This is a genomic window from Permianibacter fluminis (assembly GCF_013179735.1).
Taxonomy (GTDB): Bacteria; Pseudomonadota; Gammaproteobacteria; order Enterobacterales; family Permianibacteraceae; genus Permianibacter; species Permianibacter fluminis.
The window spans coordinates 2785537-2809333 of record NZ_JABMEG010000001.1; the positions used below are offsets into that span (position 1 = coordinate 2785537).

The window sequence follows — 23797 nt, forward strand, 5'->3', positions numbered from 1 at the left end:
CCCCGCGTAGTCGGGGATCCACCGCGCGTACGGCGGATTAACGCCTCGGGGTAGGGCGGAACCGCGAAGCGTTTCCGCCGAATGTTTCCTGTAACCCACGCTCGTAACTCGAGATTGCCGGGTCTCGGCAACTGCTCCTGCGTTGCTCTACCGCCGACATCCTTGTCGGTGTCGCACCGGCAGGCGCCTCACTTTCTTTGCTCGCGCCAAAGAGAGTAAGCAAAGAAACCGCGCCCCAGCGCGCCAGGATTGTTTGTTTGCTTCGGCTAGCACCGCCCGTCGCTTCGGTGTTATCGGCTACGGGCACGTGCTGATGCGGCGTCCTGCCTTATCAGCACTGCGCAAGCCATCCGGGCTTGCGACGGCAATTGCTCCTGCATTGCTCTAGCGCCGACATCCATGTCGGCGACCCGGCCGCTAACGCCGAATCGCCGGCTGGCGCGAATGGGGGCCCCGGTTTTTAGCTGAGTCGGTAGCTTCGGCAATGTTTCTCAGTCTGTCATTCCGGCGCAGGCCGGAATCCATTGTGTCTTCCACAACAAAATCAAATTGGATTCCGGCTTTCGCCGGAATGACAGGGGTGGTTTGTTCTTATTTTGCGCGCAGCGTGCTTTTGACTTTCCGCCGTCTGACGAGCCGAGCAACATAATGGAAGCTGGGTTAACAGCCCGTAGCGCAGCGAAGGGGCGAGGCACGACGCCGAAGCCTTTTGTGACTGTACAGGGATGTACTGTCACAAAAGCCCCAGCTGGAATGGAGTAGCGCAGGGCATCCACAAAACAGTTTCATCGTTTTGTGGGCGAGGAATACAGGCCATGTTCTTTGGTAACTTTCTTGCGCCAAGAAAGTTACCCGCCCGCCGGGGCGGGACCCGGCAAACCTGTCGGCTGAACAGCAGCGTAAATAAGCGGGAAGAGCAGAGCGGCAACTACCCCCCCCCTCCCGACCTCCCCCTTTACAGGGGGAGGGGTAGTGCGCTGGAGCGTGTTCCGACAAGGCTGCCAGCCGATTTGCAGCGAAAAGAAATCGCGGCCAAGGCCACTCCCACAGGGAGCAAGCTGCTTGCGTGCGCCGCAAAGAAAACACAGCGCTTGCTTACGATTACGCTGCGCTAATCGTACCGACGTGAACTCGCCATTTTTCGACGTTCACACCCTTCACCAAAAGCCACAGGCAAAGGGACGCTTCGCCTATCAAAATCGGAACAAAGATGGCGGGCGAAATATGATTTGCTAGCGTAGGGAAAAAGAACTCCGAAAGACAGGCAATGAGATAGCTCAGGCCTGCCAGTTGCAGTAACGCACCTATCAGCTTTGGTAAATAGCCTGATCGATAGATCAGGTAGCCGTTGAGTAGGCAGGCGAAGGCAAAAAATATCAATGCGATATTGAAGGCGACGTTGTGGGACCGGAACGCAAGATTCGCCAGAACCTGTAGCTGCGCGGGTTCGAATGCCGTTTGGTAGCTGGCGCTCGTGAGTGTGGGCATGACGAGCAGGAGGAATAGCTTGCTGATGGCCTCAACCGCAAGCGATATCAAACCGAATAGTACAGAAAGCAACACCAAGCTCTTGTTGACCGGCCGGAGCAAGAGATACTCAAGCCACAACTGGGGAATGGCCAGTATGACGACGAGCAAGTTGGCGGCTGCGCCGATGGTCCACAGCTCCGGTGATGCCATGATGTTCTGAGCCGACGTGGCGGCATCCCCCGGCACAATCAGTTTGTTGGTTATGAACCCTTCTGAAAAACCGCCCAGCAAGATGATCGCCAGATATATCGCACCACACAGGCGGGCATAGCGTTGCGGCGAGGCTTCGATGGTGTTTCGTGTCATTGCTATGTCACTCCTGCTCTAGTCTGCAGCGCGCGCGTCGCACTTGTTTGTGGCCACTTTGTTTCGCTGCCGCCTCGTATTGCGGTCTTTTGTAGGACGGCATTTGCCGTCGTTATTTCCACCGGCTTCCGGGCGCTTTGAGGTAGTGCGCGTAGACATAGCGCCACGGTATGGCGAGGTACACCAGAACGACCATTGCAATCTCAAACACTCTGGCTGCGGTAGCCTCGTCGAGTGTGCCTGCCCACCATTGCGGTAGCGGAACCAGAACGAGCCAAAGCGTCTTCCAGAGCAACTCCCACATCAGCACGGGCAGCATCTGCAGCGGATAACGAATGCCGAGCGCGGACAGCAGCGAAAATGCCACCAGCATGCAGACGATGACACTGCTGGAATAATTCCAGGGCTGCGCGTGGTGGAAAATATCAGGCCACACCACAGTGGCGAGCCCGACTGTGATGAGCAGGTACAGTGCGCGCAGCACGTAGAGGCGCAGCAGCGAGACATCATTCATTTCTTTCGTCCGATTGGTGGTAAAGCAAATTGGAACAGGGTGTTGGCCGGCGTCCTGCGGTATGACGGGTGCGGGACTTAATCTGCGGGTTCGCCCGCGTCAGCCTCGCTAGCGTGATCATCCTGCGGCGTGCCTTGCAGAAACACCAGAATGTCGCCGGGCTGGCATTCGAGCGCAGCGCAGATTGCTTCCAGGGTGGAAAATCGGATGGCTTTGGCTTTGCCGGTCTTGAGAATCGACAGATTGGCCATCGTGATGCCGACGCGTTCTGACAGCTCGGTGAGCGTCATGCGCCGTTCGTACAATTTGTCGTCGAGGCGAACGATGATGGCCATGATTCAGACCGTGCCATCAAGGTCGGCGCGCAGATGGGCACCGTGATCAAACACTCGGGCGAGCACAAACAGCAGCAGCACGGCGAGCCATGGCGCGAATGAAAACCCGACGTCGATGTTATTGATGGATGGCACAAACTGGGCGGCGCTCCAGACCAGACCGGCGACACCGACACGCAAGCCTTCGCCCGCCAACACCCACCACGCGATTCGCTGCAGGCGTTGCGCATTGCCGACAATGAAGGGGTCGCCACTGCGAACCGTTTCGACTATGGCCTGCAGCTCACGCAGCACGCGGTGAATGGCATAGGCGCCAGCCAAGCCGAGCACGACAACACCACGCAAGGTGGCCCGAACCTGCCAGTGCTCACCGCCATCCAAGCCGATCAGGGCATCGAACAGGAATTTCGGATAGGCCAGGGTGGCAACCAGCAAGAGGCCGATGGCAGCGGCATACAGGGCGTTGAGGCCAATGAGGCCGCGGATCGCCAGACGGGAGAGTGCGAGGGCATTGCTTGGGGGATTCATCAGACCGGCTCCTGCAAATATCGTATTGCGATATAATACACATCGATAATCGATATGCAAGGCCCTCGTATTGCCGCTTCTGGTACTGGCGACCAGTAAACGACCAGACAGCTGACCCTCGTTGCACGATATCCGCTTGGTCGTCAGGTGCTTTTGTTGGCCAAATAGCCAGCCCGCTCTTCTGGCTGGTCGGTCGCGTGGCCGCACCGGGCAAACTGACTGTTGCGGATGCGCTGGGCTATGGAGATTTGCTGCGCGTTGCGCGGGTTTGTCACTCGCAAGTAGTGCACGCGCGGATTGCGCAGACGGCAGCGACGCTGCAGACTCCGCTGCCAATCGCCAACGGGCCCGCCGTCAGGCCGATGAACATAAAGCGAACACAACGAGGTCAAGAATGAGCACTTTCGCCGACGACATAGCAACGTTCAATGGCATCTACAAGCTGCCGGTCAACAAAACACCAACCACCGAGATCGGTGTGCCGCTGGTCGATCGCCTGAAGGCGTTCAAAGACATCCTGATGGAAGAAGTGCACGAGATTGACGAGATCATCGAGGCACAGCAGGACGGCAAGCCGGAACTGGAAGTGCTGACCATGCTCGCGGATCTGCTCGGTGACGTGCAGGTGTATTGTGCGTCCGAGATGGCCAAGTTCGGTTTGCCGCTGGATGAGGTGCTGGCCATTATCATGCAATCCAACTTCTCCAAACTCGGTGCTGATGGCAAACCCATTTACGACGAGCGCGGCAAAGTGATGAAAGGGCCGGGCTACTGGAAGCCGGAGCCAAAGATTCAGGCGCTGCTGGCGTCTTTGGCCGAGCGCTCTGTGTAACGCGAGATAGGATTTTCGTAGGGTGCGTCTTGACGCACCGTTTGCTGGAACGGGAAATGTAAAATGGCGGGTCTGCCGCTGCTGCGCATCCTGCGAGCAAAGGACGTGCACAGCCGCTCGCGGCATTCGTACATTCTGTATAGCATGACCCGCCCCACGTCGGCCGTTTTCGTTGAAAGGAAAAAATAATGAAAACTTTGGATGATTTGCAAAATGATATGCGCACCGCCTTTCTGGATGGTGCGCCGGGGATGCTGGTCTCTGCCACCGTCTGGATCTCCGCTGCCATGGCTTTTTTGCGCATCGGCGCGGAGCAGGGGATCTGGACCTTGCTGATCGGTGGTGGCTTGATACACCCCGTTACCACGATTGTATTGAAGCTGATCGGCCAAACGGCAAAAGCAAGCCAAGGCAATCCGCTCAACGTTCTGGCATTCGCAAGCACCATTTGGTTGATCGTCTGCTGTGTGCTGGCCTATGGCTTGTCGCGAGCAAATGTCGCTTGGTTCTTTCCTGCGATGATGCTCACCATCGGCAGTCGCTTTCTGATTTTTCATACGCTCTTTGGCCTCCGACTTTACTGGTTTTGCGGTGGCGCGTTGATTGTTGCCGGCTATCTTTGCGCTGCTTTGCATATGCCGCCTGCGCTGACGGCATTTATTGGTGGCGGGCTGGAAGCGACGTTCGCGGTCTTGCTGCTTGTTACCAGACGGCGGATAGCTGCGGCGGTTTGATCATTCAACACTCGTATTGAAGTAGGTTGCGCTGAGGCAGGAGGCCCAACAATCCCTTTCGGTCCCGCACCGTGATTGTTGGGGGTTGCAGCTCAATCTACAGGCCTGAGCGATTGAGAGGTTACGCTCGGCGCAAGGACCCGAACGGGTAGCGGCCCTCTGAGGGGCGGTGCCACCGCTACCTATTATCAAGATGAACTGGCGCTGAACGATCCCTTGTTCCGTATTCTCCCTAGCGTGCTCAGCTGGTCACTGGAATATTTCGATTAGGTGCAGGCGTTCACACTCCCGCAATTTTCTTGCCCGGGGCTTTCGCCTATCATCATTCCTTGCCAGGATCGGCAGCCAGTTTTGATCGGTGCTCAGTGGTTTCTGCCAGTTCACCACCCGTTATCTACCAACAAGGATGTTGTCTCATGCCAGTTTTTGTTTCCCCATCGATTTATCAGTCCGCCTGCTTTCACCTGCCGTCGAAGTCGCCTACAGCAGTCAAGCGGATTTCGCAGCGCTCGCGCCTCATCATGTCGTTCGTCGGTTTGATCATGGGTTCGGCGGTGGCGACCGCTGCCGGCGCTGCAGACAGATGGGTGCAGGTGCATGCCGATTTCACCTATTCGCGAACCTACAACTTTGCCCGGCAGGAACCGAACTACTCGGAGAAGTCCCAGTTCACCTTCAATATGAATGGTGCCGTTGATCAAATGATGTGGCGCATGGACCCTGACAAAGGCGAAAAGTACCCAACGTATAACGTACCGGATGAGATTCCGCTGTCGTTCAAAAACTCTGGTAGCCTGGTGCTGAATGCGAGTTTCCAGAGCAGTGACAGAATCGCCAATCGCAACGACTCCGGCAGTGCATCGCTGCGCGGGACGCTCAAAAGCTGGGATGATTTTCACATCGAGAAGATTTCGCCGGAGAGCATTATCGGCGTCGAACTGTTCGCTCAGGTGTTGATGAAAGCCACGCTTGACGGCAATGTCAGCAGCACCCTGCCCAAGATGCCGGACAGCCGGGATGGCGATGAAGTGTTTATCTGGACCACGCCGGTGAAGTTTGATCATGACACGAGTACATTCATCAGCGAAATCCAGTTGCAGGCGCGGACGCCGCTGGGCCCACGACCCGGCAATAATTTCCAAGCCAAACTGTACGACCTGACGGTTGCGGCGACCGAGCTCACCACGGCACCACAAATTGGTGGCAGTGCGCTGGCCACCAGGGATGCGACCATTACCGGCAGCACGGACAACTGGACCTTGAAGAGCTCGTTGTCACGCGAGGTTCCGATCGGCAGTGATCGCGGCAGTTACCAAGAAAGCATGACCATCACCATTCGACCGGTCGCGACCACGCTGAAGGTCCCGCCGAGCCCGGTTGATTAACGGACGCTTGCGCGGCGTATCAAAACGCAAGCTGGCTTCAGCGCGGGTATTCGGTGCAAAATCGATGGACCAATCCATGAGCCTTTGCTTGAAACTCTGCGCGAAACCAGACCGGCAGGCGCCAGCAGAATGGCCAGGCCATTTCAACCTGATCCAATAGTGCTGGCGCGGCCTGAATCAAAAGAGCCATCGTGAGTCAGGACCCTGAATTGCTGCGCCGCTTGTTGCGCGCCAAAGATTGCATGGACGCCGCCTCGCATGAAGAGTGGCCGGTGCAGCGTTTGGCGCGTGTCAGCCATGTTTCGGCGGCGCATTTCGCCCGGTCTTTCAAGCAGGCATTCGGGCTGCCGCCGCATCGCTATCTGCTGACCCGACGGATCGAACGCGCCAAAACGCTGCTGCGCGACACCGACTTGCCGATTACCGACATTGTTTTTCAGACTGGCTGGAGCAGCATGGGCACGTTCGGGCGGGTGTTTCGCGACATCACCGGCGAGAGCCCGGGTGAGCTGCGCAAGCGCGAGCAGGCCGCCTCGCATGCACTCGACCGGGTGCCGGCCTGTTTTCTCAATGCGGCGCATCGGCCGGATCTCACGATCGCAGTTTCGGAGAAGCGGCGCCAGCAGACCGACTCTAGGATCGCCAGCGACGAGGCCAAACACACAGAGGAGGAGCCATGAGTCAAGGAGTTGGGGTGGTCGGCTTGTATGTGCGTGATCAGGATGAGGCTGTGCAGTTCTATGTCGACAAGCTCGGGTTTCGCATCCACACCGATGTACGCAATGGCGATTACCGTTGGCTGACGGTGCAACACCCGGAGCAGCCGTCGTTTCAGCTTGGTTTGTTTACGCCGCAGGCGCCGTTGGTTGATGCCGCAACCGCGCAGACGCTGCGTGAAATGGTGGCCAAAGGCGCGATGCCGCCGCTGGTGCTGGTTGTCGATGATTGTCGCGCCGCCTGGGAGCAGATGCGTGCCCGTGGCGTCGAATTCAGCCAGGAACCGGTGGCGCGCTATGGTTCGGTCGATGCCAGTTTTCGTGATCCATCCGGCAATGGCTGGAAGCTGATCCAGAACCGGTAAGTGCCGGGATAGTGGCGTGTGTATTTGTGATTGCAGTAGGAGCGGGCTTGCCCGCGATTTACAAGATCGCGGGCAAGCCCGCTCCTACAAAGACAGTCTTGGGAGTCGAATATGAAAAATGCAGTTGCAGCCGAAGCTCTGTCAGCGTCTGAGCTGATCGATCAGCGCATCGGCGAACTAGCTGATTGGCGCGGTGAAACCTTGCGCCATATCCGCGAGCTCATCAAGGACGCTGATCCGGATGTCGTGGAGGAGTGGAAGTGGATGGGCACTCCGGTGTGGTCGCATGACGGCATTATCTGCACCGGCGAGTCTTATAAAGCGACCGTGAAGCTGACCTTTGCCAAAGGCGCGTCGTTGCCGGACCCAGCCAAGCTGTTCAATTCCAGCCTTGATGGCAATACCCGTCGCGCGATTGATCTCCGCGAAGGCGAAGCAATAAACAAGACGGCGTTCAAGGCGCTCATCCGTGCAGCCATCGCCCACAACAGTGCCGGCAAAGCGAAGCCGAAGCGGGCAAAGCCGTAGTTAAATCGGTTATTGAAGAAAAGGCGCATTTTATGCGCCTTTTCCTTTGCCTCCGCCATTAGGTAGCTGATGCACAAACCAAAACCCCATGCCTTTGCATGGGGTTTTCTTTTTCCACCGCATTTGTACGCCTCATCGGAATTAGATATATCGGCGTTTGCAGACGAAATTGGCTGACCTGCGTACGAGCCGAAGCGGACCAGTGCCCCTAGCACAGCCTTTGCTAATATGATTAGTCTCGGTAAGACTCACTTAAGGCCAATGCTCTTATGTTGATTTGAGTTGCGTTCACTCGTGGTGCCGGGGTATGCCAATGCGGTGCGACAAAAGCAATGCAGTGCGGAAACTGGTCGACCAGCACGGCGCTGCGACACACGCGGTCTGCGCATTGGTGCTGGCAGGTACGTTGGGGGGCAATGCAGAGGCGGCCGAAACCATCGATTTTGTGGCCGAGCACCTATTAGAGGTGCCGATGGATACGCGTTACCTTGCACTGCCGCAGCGACCATTCCTTGGACAAGCCCCAGAAACTCGCCTGCAACTAGGCTATGCCCATCTGCAAGCCGATACCTTGGCGAACTCTGTGCCGATGCTGGCGATTCAGCGCTTTCAGCCGCTGTCTGACGATACGGCCCTGTTATTCAGCGGCTTCTATGACCAATACAATTTCAGCGGCAACACGGTGCGCGGTGAGCTGGATCCCTACTATGTCGAGTCGGGACCGTTCCCCGAACGGTTCATGGTGGATATCACCGATGTGTCCGGTGACGGAGCACACTACGGGGTGTCCGTTGCGTACAGCAAGCGATTGTATTCCTACTTCCATGGTCAAGTCGGCGTCACACTCGAGCGCATGAAGATTCGGTCGTTTGAGGTGGCATTTACGACCGTCGACCTGCCAACCAATTTCAGCGGAAATGTGGATTACGCCGCAACATACGACGTCGTAGCGCCATTTCTGTCATTCGACTGGGAGCCCAGGGAAGTGCTTGACGGCTGGTTGCACAGTGGCCGCATCATTTTGGTCTGGCCGCAACCGCATAAAGGTTTTGTCGGACGTATTTCGGGGCCCGATTTCGATCTGGCCGGCGACACCGATCAGGCAGGCAACGGCAAGCATATTCCCGATGCTTTCCTTGGCTTTAGTTATTCCGTTGAGCATCAAGCATCCGGTTGGCGTTTTGATATTGGCGCGTTGCTGCACACCTATTTGCTGGAACCTACCGCACACAAAGATGTGGGCAGTCCGATTTTTATCACGGTCACCGTGCCCTTCGATTGAACGGGCTGTGTCTCGCTTGCCGTGATGCAAAATCAGGGCGTGTCTACGCGCAAGATCAGCGAAACCGTTGTGCCTTTCCCGACGGCACTATCAACTCTAAGGTGCCAACCTAGCCGCGCTGCAATGCGCTGGATGATGTACAGACCGTAGCCGGCCGTAGCCTTCCACGGATGGGATGGCAGTGCGCTCAGCTGGTTGAGGGTGGCAGCCGGCATGCCGGGACCGACATCGGTGACGCTGAAAATGCCGCGGCACAAGCTGATATCGATGGGGCCCGACTGGCCATGTTGAATCGCGTTCCGAAGAATGTTGCCCAACGCAATGCTCACCAAGCGCGCAGGGCCGTGCACCTGGGTCGCATCGAGTCTACCAATGCGGATTTGCTGATGCTCATTCAGCAGGTGCTCATGATCGCTCACCAGATTTTCGATCAATTTGTCGACGCGGCAACTCTCGTACTCGGCGCTTTCTTTTTCGTCTTCACGGGCCAAAAACAGCAGAACGGTCAAGGTGGCATTGGCGTCATTGGCGGCACGCACAATGCGATCAAGCGGACGTCTGAGGTGATCCGGCATATCCTCGCGGTTATTGAGCACGTCATTGGCGCCACTGATAACTGCAATGGGGGTTCGTAATTCGTGGCCAACGGCAGCAAGAAACTCCTTTTCCCGATGCAACAAGCCGTTGATGCGGGCGACATAACCATCAATTGCGGCCGCGATCTGCGCCGTTTCCAGGTCCGCGCGTTGATGCCCGATAATGGGGCCCGTTTCGTCGGGATCACGAGCGGCCACTTCCGTCGCCAAGGCAAGAATGGGGGTCGACAATCGGCTGGCCAACCAGTAGGCCAATGCCGTCAACAGCAATAGCATCGTCGCGACGCCCATCATGCCCCAGTACTGAAAGGCCTTTTCATCCGCTTCGAGTTGGGTGATATCGAACGCCAGGTAGATCCGCCCTTGCGCGTCATCCTGCACCAGCACAGCCCACAGGCGATTATCCAGCGTGACATCATCATGAAAACCCGGCCGCAGACGCAAGATTTCAGTCGGGACCGGAATCGTTGGCGCGCCGGCTGCAGGCGCCACGTAGGTTCGCACCCGCTTGCCTGGCGTCGCATCCGGACCGAGTTGGCGCAGTGTCTCCAACTGCTCCAGTTCGATCTCCAACATAGTGTTCCAGATGGACTCTTCCACCCGTTCATTAAAACCCTGACCGATCGCAACGACGACCAGCAGTACGGCGAACGCAAAAACTGCGAAAGCCAGCGTAGCGCGTTGGCGGAAGCTGGAGAGCGGCAGCTTAATCATCGGCAGCTATCCGGTAGCCTTCACGGTGCAGCGTTTTGATCAGTGCCGGCTGAAAATCGTGATCAACGGCGCGGCGCAGGGCATATAGATGGGCACGCAACACGTCACCATCCGGCGGGGCCTCGCCCCAGACCTCTTGAATCAAGCGCTCACGCGTGACGACACGGGGTGACTCCCGCATGAGCAAGGCCAGCAACCGCCGACCAACCGGTGTCAGGACAATCGGCGTACCTGCCCGGTTGGCCCGTAGCGTTTCGGTGTCGAATTCCAGATCGCCCACCTTGAGGACCGGGTCGATGATGCCGGAGTGACGACGCCGTCGGACCAACGCCTGCATCCGCACTTCCAATTCCGCCAGCGCGAACGGCTTGGTCAGGTAGTCATCAGCACCGACCCCAAAGCCCAGCAGCTTGTCATCCAGGGTGTCTTTGGCAGTCAGCATCACCACCGGCGTGTCCTTGCGCGCTTCGCGCCGTAACCGTTCGCAGAGGGTCAAGCCATCGATTCCCGGCAAACCCAGATCCATCACGATGACATCGAAGTCCTCACATGCAGCCAAATGCAGTCCCGTGATGCCATCGGGAGCCGTTTGCGTTTGGTGACCGCGAGCTGACAGGAACTCAACGACGTTGGCTGACAGATCGCGATTGTCTTCGATAACGAGTGCTTTCACGGGCAGGACATGACCTCTTCGGAACGATTCATCATGCGCACAATCACCGTAAAACTCAACGATGCCTCGCTGCAGGAAGGTGGGTAACGCCACGCTGCTCGCACTGCTGTCAGTAGCGTGGCGACACCGCAGTGCGTAACCGGATAGGCGCGGCGGGTCGCCCAAATGTCAATGAACTGTCAACGGCATGTGAGCGTTATGGCAATGGCAGATGAAGTTTAGTCCTGTTAAGAAAACACCCAGACCAATCAGGCAATCATTCCGGTCGTAGCAGCGCTGCCGTGGGGCAGCCGGACGATGAGGGAGTGGCGATAGGTGGTTAGCAGCATTCAGCAATTTCAGGTTCCGGTTCGACTACGAGGGGTGGCGTTCAGAGTACTGGCATTCATCGCCATTGCGACGGCGCTCCGACTGGTGCTGTTCTTTACCCACCTCGACCAGTTCAATCTGCCGATCACTCAGTTCTTCAAGAGCATGCTGACCGGACTTCGCTTTGATGTCGCTGTTGCGCTGTTGGTCGTGCTGCCTTACGCCTTGTCGATCTTACTGCTGCCAGCACGGCCAGCGCCTGCACGCTGGCGGCTGGGTCTACGCCAATTTGCCAACTTTGTGTTTCTGTTCGTGGTGTTGTATCTGACGGTGGTTGAGTTCTTCTTCTTCGACGAATTCAATGCCCGTTTCAATTTTGTCGCCGTCGATTACCTGCTGTTTCCCCATGAAGTGTTCGTCAACATATGGGATAGCTATCCCGTTGGCTGGGCACTGCTGCTGACGACTGTGGTGACCTACCTGCTGCATCGAGTGAGCTGGCCGACGCTGCTTCAGGCCTGGCGGAGCCCTTTGGTGCCGCGGCAGCGCGCGATCTGGCTAGGTTGCTATCTGATGCTGGCTGGCGCCGCGTTCTTTTCCATCAACATCAGTACCGCACAGATCTCGTCCAATAGGGTCGCCAATGAGCTGGCCCTGAATGGCTACTACAGTTTCGGCTACTCGTTCGTCAGTAACGAAGTGAACTTCCGCGACAATTACCGGCACTTGTCCGAGGCAGAGGCGCTCGAACGGACGCGCAACCAAATTGCCTTGCCACACGACGAATGGCTGAACAACGGCATGTCGGTTGACCGACATATCACCGTCAACGGTCAGCCGCGTCCCTTGAATGTCGTGCTCATTTTGGAAGAGAGTTTTGGCTCGGAGTTTAGCGGCTTGCTGCACCCTGAGCAGGGCGCCGGCGTCACACCGGAGTTCGACAAAGTCGCCAAACAAAGCCTGCTGTACAGCCATATCTACGCCAGCGGCAATCGGACAGTGCGGGCGTTGGAGGCCACGCTAACCAGCTTCGTGCCAATTCCGGGACAGTCCATTGTCAAACGGCCGGGCGGCGAAAATGTTTTCTCGTTACCGGCATTACTGAAAGCGAAAGGCTATCAGACCCGCTTCATTTACGGCGGCATGGGCTATTTCGACAATATGGCGCATTTTGCCCTGAGCAATGGATTTCAGTCGGCAGTTGATCAGACTGACTTCCAATCGGACGAAGTTTCCTTCACGACCATTTGGGGCGTCTGCGACGAGGATCTGTTCAATCGCTCGCTCAAGGAGCTGGATCAGCTCGCCACCCAATCGGAACCGTTCTTTACCACCATCCTAACGGTATCCAACCACAAACCGTATTTGTATCCCGAAGGTCGGATTGCTGAGGACCCCAAGCTGCAACGCCGGCGTCACGCTGTCAAGTATGCCGATTTTGCGCTCGGCAAATTCCTGCATGACGCTCAGCAGCATGCGTGGTTCGACAATACGCTGTTCGTGATGCTGGGAGATCACGGTGCTCGCGTTTATGGTGAGCAGGAAATTCCGATTTCGTCCTACGAAATTCCGGTTGCATTCTATGCGCCAAAACACATCGCGCCCGCACAGGATGACCGACTCGGCGCCCAGATTGATATCGCGCCAACGATCATGGGCCTGCTCAATCTGGATTATAACAGCGCGTTCTTTGGCCGGGATTTGGCGCGCATCGACGATACCAATCGCTATGCCTTGCTGTCGCACAACCGCGATGTGGCATTGCTGCGCGACAGCATGATGGTGGTGCTCGGAATTAAAGGCAGTGCCCATTTGTGGCAGGTGCTCAATCGCGAAGGAGAGACGACGCAGCTACCGCTAAACGACGGCAACACCTTGTTGCGTGACACCATCGCGATGTATCAGACCGGCTATGAACTGTTCAGTCTCGGTCATTGGCGACCGTTGCCCCAGGTAGCACTCGCACCGGGGCAAATGCAGGTGCACACCACGCTTGCGGCAACCAGCCAATGACGGCCTGCCTCAATCTGTCGTGCTACCGCAATCGCGGTGGTGCTTGTGTCATGCCCGCCGCATTGCTGCTTTCGCTGCTAGCGCTAGCAAGGCCGGTCGCTGCGGAAGACGTGCTTCTGGCACATGGCTGTGTGGTCGCCCCGGCAACGGATCCGGAGCAAGCGGCACGCTGGGAAAGCGAAGGCCTGCCGGTGGGTAACGTCGATATCAACATGGCGCCGATTTTCGACGAAGCCAATCCGGATGAAAACAATTGGCTGTTTCGCGGGATCAACGCCATTCACATCGATACCGATCCGGATGTGGTCCGCGAGGACTTGCTGTTTCAGGAAGGCGAGCCGTTCTCCGCGCAAAAGCTGGAGGAGTCCGAGCGCGTGCTGAGAACGCGGGGCTATCTGCGCAATCCCCGCATCGTTCCAGTCGGCGACTGCGCCGAGAAGGTGGACTTGCAGGTGCAGGCCAGAGAAGTGTGGACTTTGGTGCCCGAGCTTGGCTACGCCCACAAGGGCGGGCAAACCACGACGCGGTTCGGCATCAAAGACAAGAATTTTCTCGGTACTGGCAAGTCGGTCGCGTTCCAGCACGAAAACGATCCGGAGCGATCCAGTGATGTGCTGTCCTACAAGGACGTCAACTTCACCGATCTGCGCGCCATTCTTGACGTCGAATACGGTGATACCAGCGATGGTCAGTACTACCAGTTCGATCTCGGTCGGCCGTTCTTCTCACTGGATACCGAATGGTCGGCCGGCGCCCATGCGTTCGACTCAACGCGGATTGACTCCGTCTATGTGGCGGGTGATGTCATTCAAGAGTTTCAACAACATGAGCAGAACTATGAACTCTCGTATGGCTGGTCTGAGGGACTGGTAGCCGGTGCCACGTCACGCTGGCGGGTCGGGGTGCATGCGGAGCAGCACACGTTTGATCGTTCACCCGACACCGTGGCGCTGCCGCCATTGCCGCTGAACCGAGAACTGCAGTATCCCTGGGTCGGCTATCAGTACATCGACGACCAGTTCATCACGGCACGCAATGTCAACCAAATTGGCATCGTTGAGGATCTAAATACCGGCTGGGACGTGGACGTGCGCCTGGGCTATGCCAAGGCCTCCGCGTTGACTGCCGAACCGTTGTCACAGGTGACAGCCTTCAATGACACCGCAGTCATGATGTCAATCACGGCTCGCCGAAACCTCTTGTTCTCTGACGACAAAATCTTCGGTTTTTCATTTGGCTTCGATGGCCAGTACCAGGACAGCGGTTTGCAAAACTCGGTCGCCGATCTGCTGGCGCAATACCATCACGGCGATTTCAGCACGCACCAGTTCTATGCCGGTCTGCAGCTGAGTCAAGGCTGGAACTTGCCTGTCGATCGCTTGCTGTATCTCGGCGGAGACAATGGTCTACGGGGTTATCCCCGCAATTATCAAGCAGGTGATCAGCGCGCGCTGTTGACTCTGGAAGAGCGATTTTATCTGAAGGAAGAGTGGCTCAGCCTCGCTGATGTCGGTGCCGCCGTGTTCTATGACGTTGGCCGTGCGACCGGATTGTCAGATCAACCCAACGAGTGGTTGCAGGACATTGGCTTTGGCTTGCGCCTGTCACCCACGCGCACCGGAGCACATCGCAGCGGCCGCAACTCGGTCCTGCATCTGGATGTTGCGGTGCCGTTGGGTGCGCCATCGGATGTCGGTCGCTGGCAATGGCTGGTGCAAGTCAAAGAGAGCTTTTGAGCGTGGCTGGTTTGATGGCGTGGCCGCTGAGTCGCCGGAGTGCCTGCCGTCAGCACCGACGGGCAGCGCGATCTGCTGACGCAGCTATGACACGACCCATCACTGCGTGAGGATCTCATGACCAACTCGGCATTGCCCCGAGGTTCATTCAGTCGAGTTGGCGCGCATTACCGCGCGCTGCTGCTGATCACCATGTTGCTAACCGGCTGTACCACATTGCCCGATGCTGCCCGTTGGCAAGAAACGGCCTGGCACAGTGCCAACGATCCCGCCGTTTGGGCGCCATTGCTCGCGGCCGTTGTAGTGCTGCCCTATGACAACGACATGTCGACCAAGGCCAGCACGGACACGCCGCTGTTTGGCAGCAAAGAGTCCGCCAAGCGCTATAGCAATCGCACGCAAGACGGACTGATAGCACTGGCCATTGCCAGTGCCGCCGGTTGCGCGTTGACCGATGAAACCGACGATGCCGGTTCACATCAGGCGGCGGCCACCGCATTCGGCTTGCTTGGTTCGGGTGCAGCGTCAAGTCTGCTGAAATTAACGACCAATCGGGAACGCCCGGATCACGGTAGCCATAACGCCTTTCCCTCCGGGCATGCAAGCTCGGCGTTCGCGTCCGCCAGCCTGATCAGCGCCACCCTGCGCCACTGCGGTTGGCTCGACCGACAGCACTGGCTGGCCGATACGCTGTTGTATGGCTCCGCTACGGCCGTCAGCTGGGCCCGTGTCGAAGCCGGCGTGCATTACCCCAGCGACGTGCTGGCCGGCGCTGCATTGGGCAATTTTTTTGCCCGCTGGGCCAGTCAGCTGTGGCTCGGTGACGACGGTCACAACAGCGTGCTGGTGAGGCCAGATGAACACGGCTTGGTGCTGCAGTGGAGCTATCACTTTTGACGCAGCGAATGATTGGCTGCGTAACCGGGTTAGCAGGTTTCCCCAACGGATGCATGGGCTTTGGCTTGCGTCTGTTGCCCACTCGCACCGGAGCGGCCGCAACTCGGTTTTGTTTCTGGATGTGGCCGTGTCGATTGGCGCGCCCTCTGATGTGGGTCGCCGGCACTGGCTGGTGCAAGTGAAAGAGAACCTCTAACCATGCGTGCTTCAACACTGCTTATCGCGCGCCGGCTCGCGATAGCTTTGCTGGCTTTTTTTCTGCTGCTCGTTGGTGCGTTTGTCTATTTAGGGCAAACTCCACCGGGCAAACTATCCAATGATTTTGAGCAGCCCGAGCGCATTAGTTTTCTGGCTATCGGCGACCAAGGGAGTGGGCAGCTGCCGCAGCGTCGCGTCGCCGCCGCCATGGCGGATGCCGCCGAAGCCGACCCTAACGTCCGATTTTGTTTGCTACTCGGCGACAACTTCTACGGGCACGGTGTGACATCCGTTACCGATTGGCAATGGCGCTGGAAATTTGAGTCGGTGTATTCGGCAGTCGCCTTGTGGACGTTGCCGTTTTACTCGGTGCTGGGCAATCACGATTATCTGGGCAATGTGCAAGCGCAGTTGGATTACAGCCAGCAGGGACAAGGTAGCAATCGTTTTCGGCTACCGGCACGACAATACATTCGTGATTTCGGCCAAGCTGCCGGTCGACCTTTAGTCCGAATTGCCTTCATCGATACCAATGACACTGCCAACGACTTTGCCGCGGCTCGAGCGCTGATCAAGCAAGCGTTCTCGGCGACGCCGTCCGAGCCGCTGTGGCGGATCGTGGTAGCACATCACCCGATACGGACATTCGGCCGTTATCGCGATGATACGGAGCTACGTAAAGCACTTCTGCCGGACTTGATTGCGGCGAAAGTCCAACTCTACCTCTCGGGTCACGACCACAACCTGCAGCTAATCGCAGCACCCAATGAGCCCGTCTTTGCGATCAGCGGTGGCGGTGGCGCCGGGCTGTATCCGAAAACGGGCGCCGACACGTCGCTGCGCTACTTCAATGCCGCTCATGGCTACCTGAAGGTCGACGTCTCTGCGAGCGGCATTCACTTGGGCCTGCATCCCCTGAGTGGCGAGCCCGCTTACGACTTTGCTATTCCGCGGGCGGATGCCCATGCGGGCAACTACTGAACGAGAACGAGAGGTCTGCGTGCGGCGCCGCCCGTTCGCTACCGCACTCAATGAATCATTGCTTGCAAGAACAAATAGGAGAAATGACGTGTCAGCCACAATAAACCCGGCAATCACGCCGCGCGAACTGCTGAATAAGGTGCCGGAAGTCACGATTTACTTCTGGATCATCAAAATCATGGCCACAACCGTCGGCGAAACGGGCGCCGACTTTCTGATTTTCAACCTGCGGTTCGGGCTAGAAAACACCTCTTACTTGATGAGCGCACTGCTTGCTGTCGTCGTCCTGTCGCAAATTCTGGTCAAGCAATACATTCCGTGGCTCTACTGGCTGGCGGTGGTCATGGTCAGTATCGTTGGCACTCTCATTACCGACAATCTCACCGACAATTTTGCGGTCCGGCTGGAGGTCACCACCGTCGTCTTCAGTCTTGCCCTGATCGCGACTTTCGCCACGTGGTATGTCAGTCAACGCACGCTGTCGATTCAAACCATCTTCACCACCAAGCGAGAGAGCTTCTATTGGTTGGCGATTCTGTTGACGTTTGCCCTCGGTACCGCTGCCGGTGATTTGGCCTCGGAAAGCTGGCGGTTGGGCTATGGCGTGGCCGGACTGATATTTGCCGGGCTTATCGCGGTCACCGTCATTGCGCACTTCGTCTTCAAGATCAATTCGGTGCTGACGTTTTGGCTCGCTTACATTCTGACGAGACCACTCGGCGCCTCCATTGGTGATTTTCTATCACAACCCCGAAGCAATGGTGGCTTAGGGTTTGGCACCATTTACACCAGCGCCGTCTTTCTCCTCGTGATCGTGGCGCTCGTCGGTTATTTAACGGTCAAGCAACGCCAGCTGGCTGTCGAACATGGATAGACGTTGTTGAGCTAGTCGATATGGCGACCATTGAATGGGATTCGACCCAGCGCAACCAATGTCACGGCGCTTAACAAAGCTCCCGCATAGAACGTAAAGGCAGCTCCCACGTGATCCCATAGCAGTCCGGCCAGGACACTGGCAATGAGCATGGCGATGCCGCTGACCAGATTGAAACAGCCAAAGGCCGTGCCGCGCAGATCCGCGGGTGCGGTATCCGCAATTATGGTCGCCAGCAAACCTTGCGTGATACCCATGTGAGCGCCCCACAGCGCGACGCCGAGCAATACGGTGCCGCAATGCACGCTCGTAGCGAGCACCAAATCGGAGGCGATCAGGACGACTAACCCCCACGCCAGCAAGGTGCCATGACTCACGCGATCGGACAGCTTTCCAAACGGATAGCTCGACGCGGCGTAGACCACATTCATGGCGACCATGACCAGCGGTACCAGTGCAGTGGCCATACCGCTTTGCTGGGCGCGCAAAACCAAAAAAGCCTCACTGAAGCGGGCCAAGGTGAAGAGCGCGCCAATACCGACCACCCACCAATAGCGATGGTCAAGCCGTTGCAGGTTTTCTCGTCGGATCGGGTTGCTGCGTTTGCCTTCCTGATGACGCGCGGGTTCGCGTACGCCGAACCCGAGCAGCGCCACGGCGAGCATGGCCGGGATCACTGCGACCCAGAAGACTTTGCGGAAGTCGTTGGCCCATAGCAGCATCAGGGCGACGGCGAGCAGCGGGCCAACAAAGGCACCGACCGTATCCAGTGACTGCCGCAGACCAAACGCCGCACCACGCATATGGGTGGGTGCAATATCCGCGACCAATGCGTCTCGTGGGGCGCCGCGAATACCTTTACCGACCCTGTCCAGCAACCGGGCAGTCAACACCAGGCCTGGCACCGTGGCCAAAGCAAACAGCGGTTTGGTGATGGCCGCCAAGGCATATCCGAACAGGGCTAGCCCTTTGCGCCGGCCCAGGTAATCACTCAAGGCGCCAGAAAACACTTTGACGATCAGTGCGGTGGATTCCGCCAGCCCTTCAATAAGACCGATCGTGAGAGCACTCGCGCCGAGTGTGCCGACCAGAAACAGCGGCAGCAAACTGTGAATCATCTCTGAGGAGATATCCATCAGCATGCTGACGAAGCCCAATACCCAAATCCCCGCCGGCAGGTGTCTCGGTGTCCTTCCGTTTTCTGACTCTCGCATGCTCATCACGTCCAGTTTTAGCTCGCTCAATGCCCTAATTTGCAAAATCAAAAGACGAGTTGTTTGGCTGCGACGCCAAAGTCTTACATAAGGTTCTTCCGGCCGCTGTACGCATGATTGGCTGTTCGGCCACGGTTGGCTAGCTAACCACCCCGCAGCGCAGTCAGCATTTGATTGCAGCTATCTCCGGTCGCCCTGTCACTGGTATCCGGTTTCGATCGTCATCGCTCGCCGGTCACGCTGGCAATTTGGCCCGGGCCTACAAAAAAACCAATTTTCTCGATTACTATCAAATGGATAGGGTATTTTTTGCAATACTTAGCCACCTTTGACGGCAAGGCGGTCCAACGGCGACCGAACGGTTGGAACCTACAAATCGTTGGCGGTAAGTTCAGCCTGTGACTAGCCTCTGGCTATTTGTGCTGCCCATGTAACAAGTGAGCTCGACGATTCGCAACAACGGTAGTCAGAGAATCGCGGTTGGCATCTACTACCGGCACCGAATCAAGCTGGTATCGCAGAGGTACCTAAGAGCTTGGCCGGAGGCAGTTGCTCGGATACCGACAACCCTTCTTCTATTACTTACGCTGTTAGGCACCATCATTCTCAAGGGCTGACCATGAACTCATCTCAGGTAGCGGATCCCCAGGCGATCTGTGAAGACTTCCTTGTCAAAGGGAAACGCCACAACATTGAGCAAAGGATTCTTGTTAGTGAGAATGTCGTCGCAGACCGACTGCTAGCCCGCGGGCTTGAACTAAAAGATGCCTACGATGAGTTGTACAACAAGCTCCATAGACATCCCAATGCACTCCAGGACTTTCTCAAGCTAATATTGAGCGCCACTGCATTTTGGAATCCTGCGGCGGCAAACATGTCACGTGCTGCGCGTGACGAGCTCGTGAAAATCAACGAGCAGATCGCGAAGAAAGCGGCCGATCTGGCAGCCCTGCTGGAACAGCGGTCAGTGCTAAACAATACGTCAGGTTTCTGGAGCGAAACACACTTCCATGTTGGCGATGTGATCAAAGCTGCATCCCGCCGCAACCAGCTATTTGACATCTACCTCAAAGAGCACCTAGATACCCTGATTGGCCGTTTTGACCCTAAGTACTGGCCCACGCTGAGTGAGTTCCTGAATGAGCTGGCGACAAACGCCGAACAAGGGGATGTTGCAGCCACGGATCCGTTGACGGCAGCCGCCACCCATGCGGCGCGACCGTCCCTAGCCGATTTCCTCAAGGCCTTGTTCGCATCCATAGAAGAGAACAGATAAGCCAACTTCGGACGACTCCCAAAAGACTTCAGGCTCACAGACAGATCGTTGGCTTCGCTAGTAAACTGCGCATTAGATCTGGAACCTGATGACATGATTGACGAGTCGTATGTGAAACGACTTCGTCAACGTGAACGCAATGAAACCAAGTAAGTACACGCGGCAACATGTTGTTCAAGGGATTGCTTAATATCAAAAGGAATCACAGATGGCCTCTCATGTTTACCTACCAACCTTGAAATGGATGAAAGCGGAGAAAGATACGCTGCTCAATTTGGCGGTTTCGGTCAAAGCCAATCTCTTGCCTTTGCTGGAGCTGCGCAAGTCGGAACGTGTGCCGAATTTCATAGCGGAGTGGGAGCGGTATTGGAAGCAGCCGGCGTTGTTCGATTGCGCCACAGTCGAAGGTGAGTTATCAGAAGTCCGTGAGGCAGCCTTGCTGCATGTTATGCAGAACCTTGGGCCTCACGCTGCGTTGCTGGGTCCGGTAGTCAATCCGGAGCGCATCAAGCATTTGCCAGCCCCTTTGCTGGCTTTGCTGCGAGCGCACCAAGGACCAATGGCAGTCCGGTTGCGTATCAAAGCGATGTTGACCAGCCAGCAAGAAGAGGCGGCTTTTTCCGCCTGCGCAGGATTAAATCGCATCCCGGCGGCCATGACACTGGTCGTGGATATGTGTGAGACACCGCAGCTGACGGATGCCGAACAAAATGCACTCGTTGCTGCGCTTCAGCGTCTGCAGCAACAGGGGTGGCAACAGGTGTATCTGCTGTCCGGCGCCTATCCCATCGACTCCCGGCAAATGCGCGTCGGTCGCAATGAAGTGGTGCGAACGGACTGGCAGCTATGGCAAACCCTCATTCAAAAACGGGGTCTCACGAACGTGTACTATGGTGACTACGGTATCGTGTCGCCGAAATGGGATGAAGACGATGCGATACGGCGCGGCAAAATCAATTATCGCTACGCCGCAGCGAAGCACTGGATCGTCTACCGCAGTGATTCCGATGGCGGTACGGCTGGCAATGAGTTGGCACAGCTGCTGACGCTGGAAAGCGATTTCCGTTGCGCTGCCTTTAGTTGGGGCGATGACCGAATCGAGCAACGAGCGGACAATACGAGCGGAAAATTCAAATTGGGCTGCGGCAACAAAACGCAGCATATTGCCGAAGGGATGAATCACCACCTTACGCAGGTAGTGGATCAGCTCTTACCGGCGTCCGGTTCAGCAAGCAGCGGCGCACCAGCTCTTTGAGATCCGCCACCATCAATTTTTCTGCCAACAGTTCGTGCAGGCGGTACAGCGGCAGACGGGTGGCGCGTGTCTCTTCCAACGCCAGCAAGTTGGGCTGAATCTCCTCGCGCTCGAGCAGTTGGGCCAAGGCCAGCGGCGAAAAGCCCGGATTGGCATGTGGGGAGCGCTGCCAGGTAAGACGCTCATGGGTTTCATCCACGATCATCACGCCCCACCAGTCCGGGATCAGGTCCAGCGCTGCGTCCAGATGCCGAACGGCCGTCACCAAGGTGACGTGGTCAAAGACGCGTCCGTACTGCCAGCCTTGCTTGACCAGGCGCTGAAGCGTGTCGCGTGAGCTTTTGATCTCGTAGCAATCCAGGTGACCGTAGACAGCCACCACATCGGCTCGAACCACTCCGCGGCCTAGTCGCAGCTCTTCCAGCACCACCGGTGAGGGGCGCACGCTGCTTTGCAGCTGCTGGCACAAGGCCGTGCGGATGGCATGCTCTCGCATATCGCGTTTCCCCTCGTTGAACGGGCCGGCACTTTACTTGAAAGCAGGTTACTCCTACTATAGACGTTATGCAATTATGCGAAAGGTAGTTTATGAGCGCATACCGACCAGCGGCCGTCCTGGTGGCGGAAATACGGCAAGCTCTAGCCGCCAAAGGGCCGCTCAATACCTTGCGTATTGCCAGGGAAACAGCGTTAACGCAGTCCAATGTGCATCGCTGTCTGCGCGGTCAGCCCAAGCGGGTCGGCAAGACGCTGCTCGCTTTATGCATTTATGCGAAAATAGACCCAGCAATGGATAAGCTTACCGCCGCCAATAACGCCACTTTGATGCATGCACTCGAACAAGTCTGGGATGGCAGCGAGCAACACGCGCGCTCGCTGGCCCGCTTGCTGATTGCGGCCAGCAACGCCGCGCTGCCACAATCCCGCCCCAATCCCAGACACCGAGCCGGAGCGGCCCCATGACAGCCACCACCGTTCCGCCCCTGACGCCGACGCAGCTTTATCAGCAGCTGCAAAAGCAAGGGTTTCCACGCAGCTTCGTTGAGCGCCTGCTTCCCGACTGGTGGGATGACAGCCTGCTGAAGACGACGAGCGGCTTGCTGGAGCTGGCCGTCATTTTGCGTCGTCGCACCGCCGCCGAACTGCAAATCGGCACCGACGGCCGGGTCACCCTGTCCCCGCCCGGGCAACCGATGCGATTCAAGAAGCGCAGCACGACCGGTGAGCACGATCTGCATGTGGCCAGTCAGCTGGCGTTAGCCATCGCGCGAATTGCCGTTACCGCTGCGCCTCGTTATCGGCCGTTGCCCTCCGACGCCATTGCCTTACGCAATGCGGCGCTGGCTTGCTCCAAGCGGCCAGCGCTGGATTTTGTTGGGCTCATTTCCTATTGCTGGCAAAGCGGCGTGCCGGTGTTGTTCCTCAAAAATTTACCCGCCAATCGCCGCCGAATGGCGGGGGTCGCCTTACGGGTCCAGCAACGCCCCGTGATTGTGCTTGGTTATCAGGACGCCAACCCCTCCAAGCAACTGTTTGTGCTCGCGCATGAGCTTGGTCATCTGCAGCTCGGCCATGTCGCCGATGATCAGCTGCTACTGGATGAGCGCATGGACCAAATTGAAGCCTCCTTGCGCGACGGCGAGAACGATAAAGACGAAATCGCTGCCGATGCGTATGCCTTTGAGCTGCTTCGTGGTGCCGCTGCCGATCTGATTGCGCAATTGCCCGCCACAGGCACCGCGAGCGCACTCGCTTTAACGGCCCTGCAGCTGGAAAAACACCATGGTGTTGATGCCGGCCATCTGCTCTGGTCGTATGCCTACACCAGCAAGGATTGGGCACGCGCCAATATGGCGGTCGATTTCTTGCCCATGCGAAAAACCACCGCATTTGAGGTGCTCGAAGCAACTCAACGTGAAGCGATACAGCAAGCGCTGCTGCCGCCGGAAGAGTTGAACTATCTGCTCACGATGCAAGGGTTCTCCTTCGCCAAGGACTAAGGCGCG

General features: G+C 57.3%; 24 protein-coding genes. 16 read left to right on the plus strand and 8 right to left on the minus strand.

The features are described from left to right. Positions 1-1101: 1101 nt before the first annotated feature. The 4 genes from HPT27_RS12060 to HPT27_RS12075 all read right to left on the minus strand — a co-directional run bounded on the left by HPT27_RS12060 (position 1102) and on the right by HPT27_RS12075 (position 3213). Entirely contained in the window at positions 1102-1836 is a 735-nt protein-coding gene (locus tag HPT27_RS12060) for a DUF4386 domain-containing protein (protein ID WP_172243613.1), read from the minus strand. Positions 1837-1948: 112 nt separating this feature from the next. After that, the gene (locus HPT27_RS12065) at positions 1949-2350 is read right to left on the minus strand and encodes a hypothetical protein (protein ID WP_172243615.1); all 402 of its coding nucleotides are present in this window, start codon (positions 2348-2350) and stop codon (positions 1949-1951) included. 77 nt (positions 2351-2427) lie between these two features. After that, positions 2428-2685, minus strand: coding sequence for a helix-turn-helix domain-containing protein (locus HPT27_RS12070; protein ID WP_172243617.1), 258 nt, complete (start codon positions 2683-2685; stop codon positions 2428-2430). A 3-nt stretch (positions 2686-2688) separates the two neighbouring features. Continuing rightward, a complete protein-coding gene (locus tag HPT27_RS12075; protein ID WP_172243619.1) occupies positions 2689-3213 on the minus strand; it encodes a DUF2975 domain-containing protein in 525 nt (174 codons plus the stop codon). Positions 3214-3607: 394 nt separating this feature from the next. On the opposite strand from HPT27_RS12075, the gene HPT27_RS12080 reads away from it, so the two are divergent. The 7 genes from HPT27_RS12080 (at position 3608) to HPT27_RS12110 (ending at position 9055) form a co-directional block, all read left to right on the plus strand. Beyond that, positions 3608-4045, plus strand: coding sequence for a nucleoside triphosphate pyrophosphohydrolase family protein (locus HPT27_RS12080; RefSeq protein WP_172243621.1), 438 nt, complete (start codon positions 3608-3610; stop codon positions 4043-4045). A 188-nt stretch (positions 4046-4233) separates the two neighbouring features. Then, positions 4234-4779, plus strand: coding sequence for a DUF7010 family protein (locus HPT27_RS12085; protein WP_172243623.1), 546 nt, complete (start codon positions 4234-4236; stop codon positions 4777-4779). A gap of 416 nt (positions 4780-5195) precedes the next feature. Further along, positions 5196-6164 carry a hypothetical protein gene (locus tag HPT27_RS12090; protein ID WP_172243625.1) on the plus strand — a complete coding sequence of 323 codons (969 nt, stop codon included), beginning with the start codon at positions 5196-5198 and terminating at the stop codon, positions 6162-6164. A gap of 191 nt (positions 6165-6355) precedes the next feature. Continuing rightward, positions 6356-6844, plus strand: a complete 489-nt coding sequence (locus HPT27_RS12095) for a helix-turn-helix domain-containing protein (RefSeq protein WP_211197940.1) — start codon at positions 6356-6358, stop codon at positions 6842-6844. Next, positions 6841-7245: a VOC family protein gene (locus HPT27_RS12100; protein WP_172243627.1), complete on the plus strand. Its 405-nt coding sequence runs from the start codon at positions 6841-6843 to the stop codon at positions 7243-7245. The genes HPT27_RS12095 and HPT27_RS12100 overlap by 4 nt, the downstream gene beginning before the upstream one ends. Before the next feature lie 111 nt (positions 7246-7356). Then, a complete protein-coding gene (locus HPT27_RS12105) occupies positions 7357-7773 on the plus strand; it encodes a DUF1801 domain-containing protein (RefSeq protein ID WP_172243629.1) in 417 nt (138 codons plus the stop codon). Positions 7774-8110: 337 nt separating this feature from the next. Further along, positions 8111-9055 (plus strand): hypothetical protein, encoded by a 945-nt coding sequence (locus tag HPT27_RS12110; protein WP_172243632.1) that lies wholly within the window; start codon positions 8111-8113, stop codon positions 9053-9055. Positions 9056-9087: 32 nt separating this feature from the next. Here the strand turns inward: HPT27_RS12110 and HPT27_RS12115 are convergent, their stop codons facing one another. Then, positions 9088-10365, minus strand: a complete 1278-nt coding sequence (locus tag HPT27_RS12115) for a sensor histidine kinase (protein ID WP_172243635.1) — start codon at positions 10363-10365, stop codon at positions 9088-9090. Next, the gene (locus HPT27_RS12120; protein ID WP_328820687.1) at positions 10358-11038 is read right to left on the minus strand and encodes a response regulator transcription factor; all 681 of its coding nucleotides are present in this window, start codon (positions 11036-11038) and stop codon (positions 10358-10360) included. Before HPT27_RS12120 ends, HPT27_RS12115 begins: the two co-directional genes overlap by 8 nt. Positions 11039-11353: 315 nt before the next feature. On the opposite strand from HPT27_RS12120, the gene HPT27_RS19640 reads away from it, so the two are divergent. From HPT27_RS19640 to HPT27_RS12145, 5 genes are all read left to right on the plus strand, one after another. Further along, positions 11354-13360: an LTA synthase family protein gene (locus tag HPT27_RS19640; protein WP_172243638.1), complete on the plus strand. Its 2007-nt coding sequence runs from the start codon at positions 11354-11356 to the stop codon at positions 13358-13360. A gap of 50 nt (positions 13361-13410) precedes the next feature. Then, positions 13411-15096 (plus strand): BamA/TamA family outer membrane protein, encoded by a 1686-nt coding sequence (locus HPT27_RS12130; RefSeq protein WP_172243641.1) that lies wholly within the window; start codon positions 13411-13413, stop codon positions 15094-15096. A gap of 117 nt (positions 15097-15213) precedes the next feature. Further along, entirely contained in the window at positions 15214-15993 is a 780-nt protein-coding gene (locus tag HPT27_RS12135) for a phosphatase PAP2 family protein (RefSeq protein WP_172243644.1), read from the plus strand. A gap of 198 nt (positions 15994-16191) precedes the next feature. Further along, a complete protein-coding gene (locus tag HPT27_RS12140; RefSeq protein ID WP_172243647.1) occupies positions 16192-17172 on the plus strand; it encodes a metallophosphoesterase in 981 nt (326 codons plus the stop codon). A gap of 19 nt (positions 17173-17191) precedes the next feature. Then, positions 17192-18046, plus strand: a complete 855-nt coding sequence (locus HPT27_RS12145) for a COG4705 family protein (protein ID WP_328820688.1) — start codon at positions 17192-17194, stop codon at positions 18044-18046. Between the two features lie 11 nt (positions 18047-18057). Here the strand turns inward: HPT27_RS12145 and HPT27_RS12150 are convergent, their stop codons facing one another. Further along, positions 18058-19266: an MFS transporter gene (locus HPT27_RS12150; protein WP_407951143.1), complete on the minus strand. Its 1209-nt coding sequence runs from the start codon at positions 19264-19266 to the stop codon at positions 18058-18060. A gap of 613 nt (positions 19267-19879) precedes the next feature. Here HPT27_RS12150 and HPT27_RS12155 point away from each other — a divergent pair. Together HPT27_RS12155 and HPT27_RS12160 are read left to right on the plus strand one after the other, a co-directional pair. Then, positions 19880-20536, plus strand: coding sequence for a hypothetical protein (locus HPT27_RS12155; protein ID WP_235950872.1), 657 nt, complete (start codon positions 19880-19882; stop codon positions 20534-20536). Positions 20537-20744: 208 nt separating this feature from the next. Further along, positions 20745-21791, plus strand: coding sequence for a beta family protein (locus HPT27_RS12160; RefSeq protein WP_172243653.1), 1047 nt, complete (start codon positions 20745-20747; stop codon positions 21789-21791). Here the strand turns inward: HPT27_RS12160 and HPT27_RS12165 are convergent. Continuing rightward, positions 21724-22287: a sce7726 family protein gene (locus HPT27_RS12165; protein ID WP_172243656.1), complete on the minus strand. Its 564-nt coding sequence runs from the start codon at positions 22285-22287 to the stop codon at positions 21724-21726. The genes HPT27_RS12160 and HPT27_RS12165 overlap by 68 nt on opposite strands. 92 nt (positions 22288-22379) lie before the next feature. On the opposite strand from HPT27_RS12165, the gene HPT27_RS12170 reads away from it, so the two are divergent. Together HPT27_RS12170 and HPT27_RS12175 are read left to right on the plus strand one after the other, a co-directional pair. Then, positions 22380-22754, plus strand: a complete 375-nt coding sequence (locus HPT27_RS12170; RefSeq protein WP_172243659.1) for a hypothetical protein — start codon at positions 22380-22382, stop codon at positions 22752-22754. Beyond that, complete coding sequence (locus HPT27_RS12175; RefSeq protein ID WP_172243662.1) at positions 22751-23791, plus strand: ImmA/IrrE family metallo-endopeptidase; 1041 nt, start codon at positions 22751-22753, stop codon at positions 23789-23791. The genes HPT27_RS12170 and HPT27_RS12175 overlap by 4 nt, the downstream gene beginning before the upstream one ends. Positions 23792-23797 lie beyond the last annotated feature (6 nt).

Excerpts from the sequence above, each read along its gene's own strand:
- HPT27_RS12140 (WP_172243647.1), top strand. The coding sequence starts at position 16,192 with ATGCGTGCTTCAACACTGCTTATCGCGCGCCGGCTCGCGATAGCTTTG.
- HPT27_RS12175 (WP_172243662.1), top strand. The coding sequence starts at position 22,751 with ATGACAGCCACCACCGTTCCGCCCCTGACGCCGACGCAGCTTTATCAG.
- HPT27_RS12115 (WP_172243635.1), bottom strand. The coding sequence starts at position 10,365 with ATGATTAAGCTGCCGCTCTCCAGCTTCCGCCAACGCGCTACGCTGGCT.
- HPT27_RS12130 (WP_172243641.1), top strand. The coding sequence starts at position 13,411 with ATGCCCGCCGCATTGCTGCTTTCGCTGCTAGCGCTAGCAAGGCCGGTC.
- HPT27_RS12080 (WP_172243621.1), top strand. The coding sequence starts at position 3,608 with ATGAGCACTTTCGCCGACGACATAGCAACGTTCAATGGCATCTACAAG.
- HPT27_RS12165 (WP_172243656.1), bottom strand. The coding sequence starts at position 22,287 with ATGCGAGAGCATGCCATCCGCACGGCCTTGTGCCAGCAGCTGCAAAGC.
- HPT27_RS12065 (WP_172243615.1), bottom strand. The coding sequence starts at position 2,350 with ATGAATGATGTCTCGCTGCTGCGCCTCTACGTGCTGCGCGCACTGTAC.
- HPT27_RS12105 (WP_172243629.1), top strand. The coding sequence starts at position 7,357 with ATGAAAAATGCAGTTGCAGCCGAAGCTCTGTCAGCGTCTGAGCTGATC.
- HPT27_RS12150 (WP_407951143.1), bottom strand. The coding sequence starts at position 19,266 with ATGAGCATGCGAGAGTCAGAAAACGGAAGGACACCGAGACACCTGCCG.
- HPT27_RS12160 (WP_172243653.1), top strand. The coding sequence starts at position 20,745 with ATGGCCTCTCATGTTTACCTACCAACCTTGAAATGGATGAAAGCGGAG.
- HPT27_RS12090 (WP_172243625.1), top strand. The coding sequence starts at position 5,196 with ATGCCAGTTTTTGTTTCCCCATCGATTTATCAGTCCGCCTGCTTTCAC.
- HPT27_RS12135 (WP_172243644.1), top strand. The coding sequence starts at position 15,214 with ATGACCAACTCGGCATTGCCCCGAGGTTCATTCAGTCGAGTTGGCGCG.
- HPT27_RS12100 (WP_172243627.1), top strand. The coding sequence starts at position 6,841 with ATGAGTCAAGGAGTTGGGGTGGTCGGCTTGTATGTGCGTGATCAGGAT.
- HPT27_RS12075 (WP_172243619.1), bottom strand. The coding sequence starts at position 3,213 with ATGAATCCCCCAAGCAATGCCCTCGCACTCTCCCGTCTGGCGATCCGC.
- HPT27_RS12085 (WP_172243623.1), top strand. The coding sequence starts at position 4,234 with ATGAAAACTTTGGATGATTTGCAAAATGATATGCGCACCGCCTTTCTG.
- HPT27_RS12060 (WP_172243613.1), bottom strand. The coding sequence starts at position 1,836 with ATGACACGAAACACCATCGAAGCCTCGCCGCAACGCTATGCCCGCCTG.
- HPT27_RS12170 (WP_172243659.1), top strand. The coding sequence starts at position 22,380 with ATGAGCGCATACCGACCAGCGGCCGTCCTGGTGGCGGAAATACGGCAA.
- HPT27_RS12070 (WP_172243617.1), bottom strand. The coding sequence starts at position 2,685 with ATGGCCATCATCGTTCGCCTCGACGACAAATTGTACGAACGGCGCATG.
- HPT27_RS12155 (WP_235950872.1), top strand. The coding sequence starts at position 19,880 with ATGAACTCATCTCAGGTAGCGGATCCCCAGGCGATCTGTGAAGACTTC.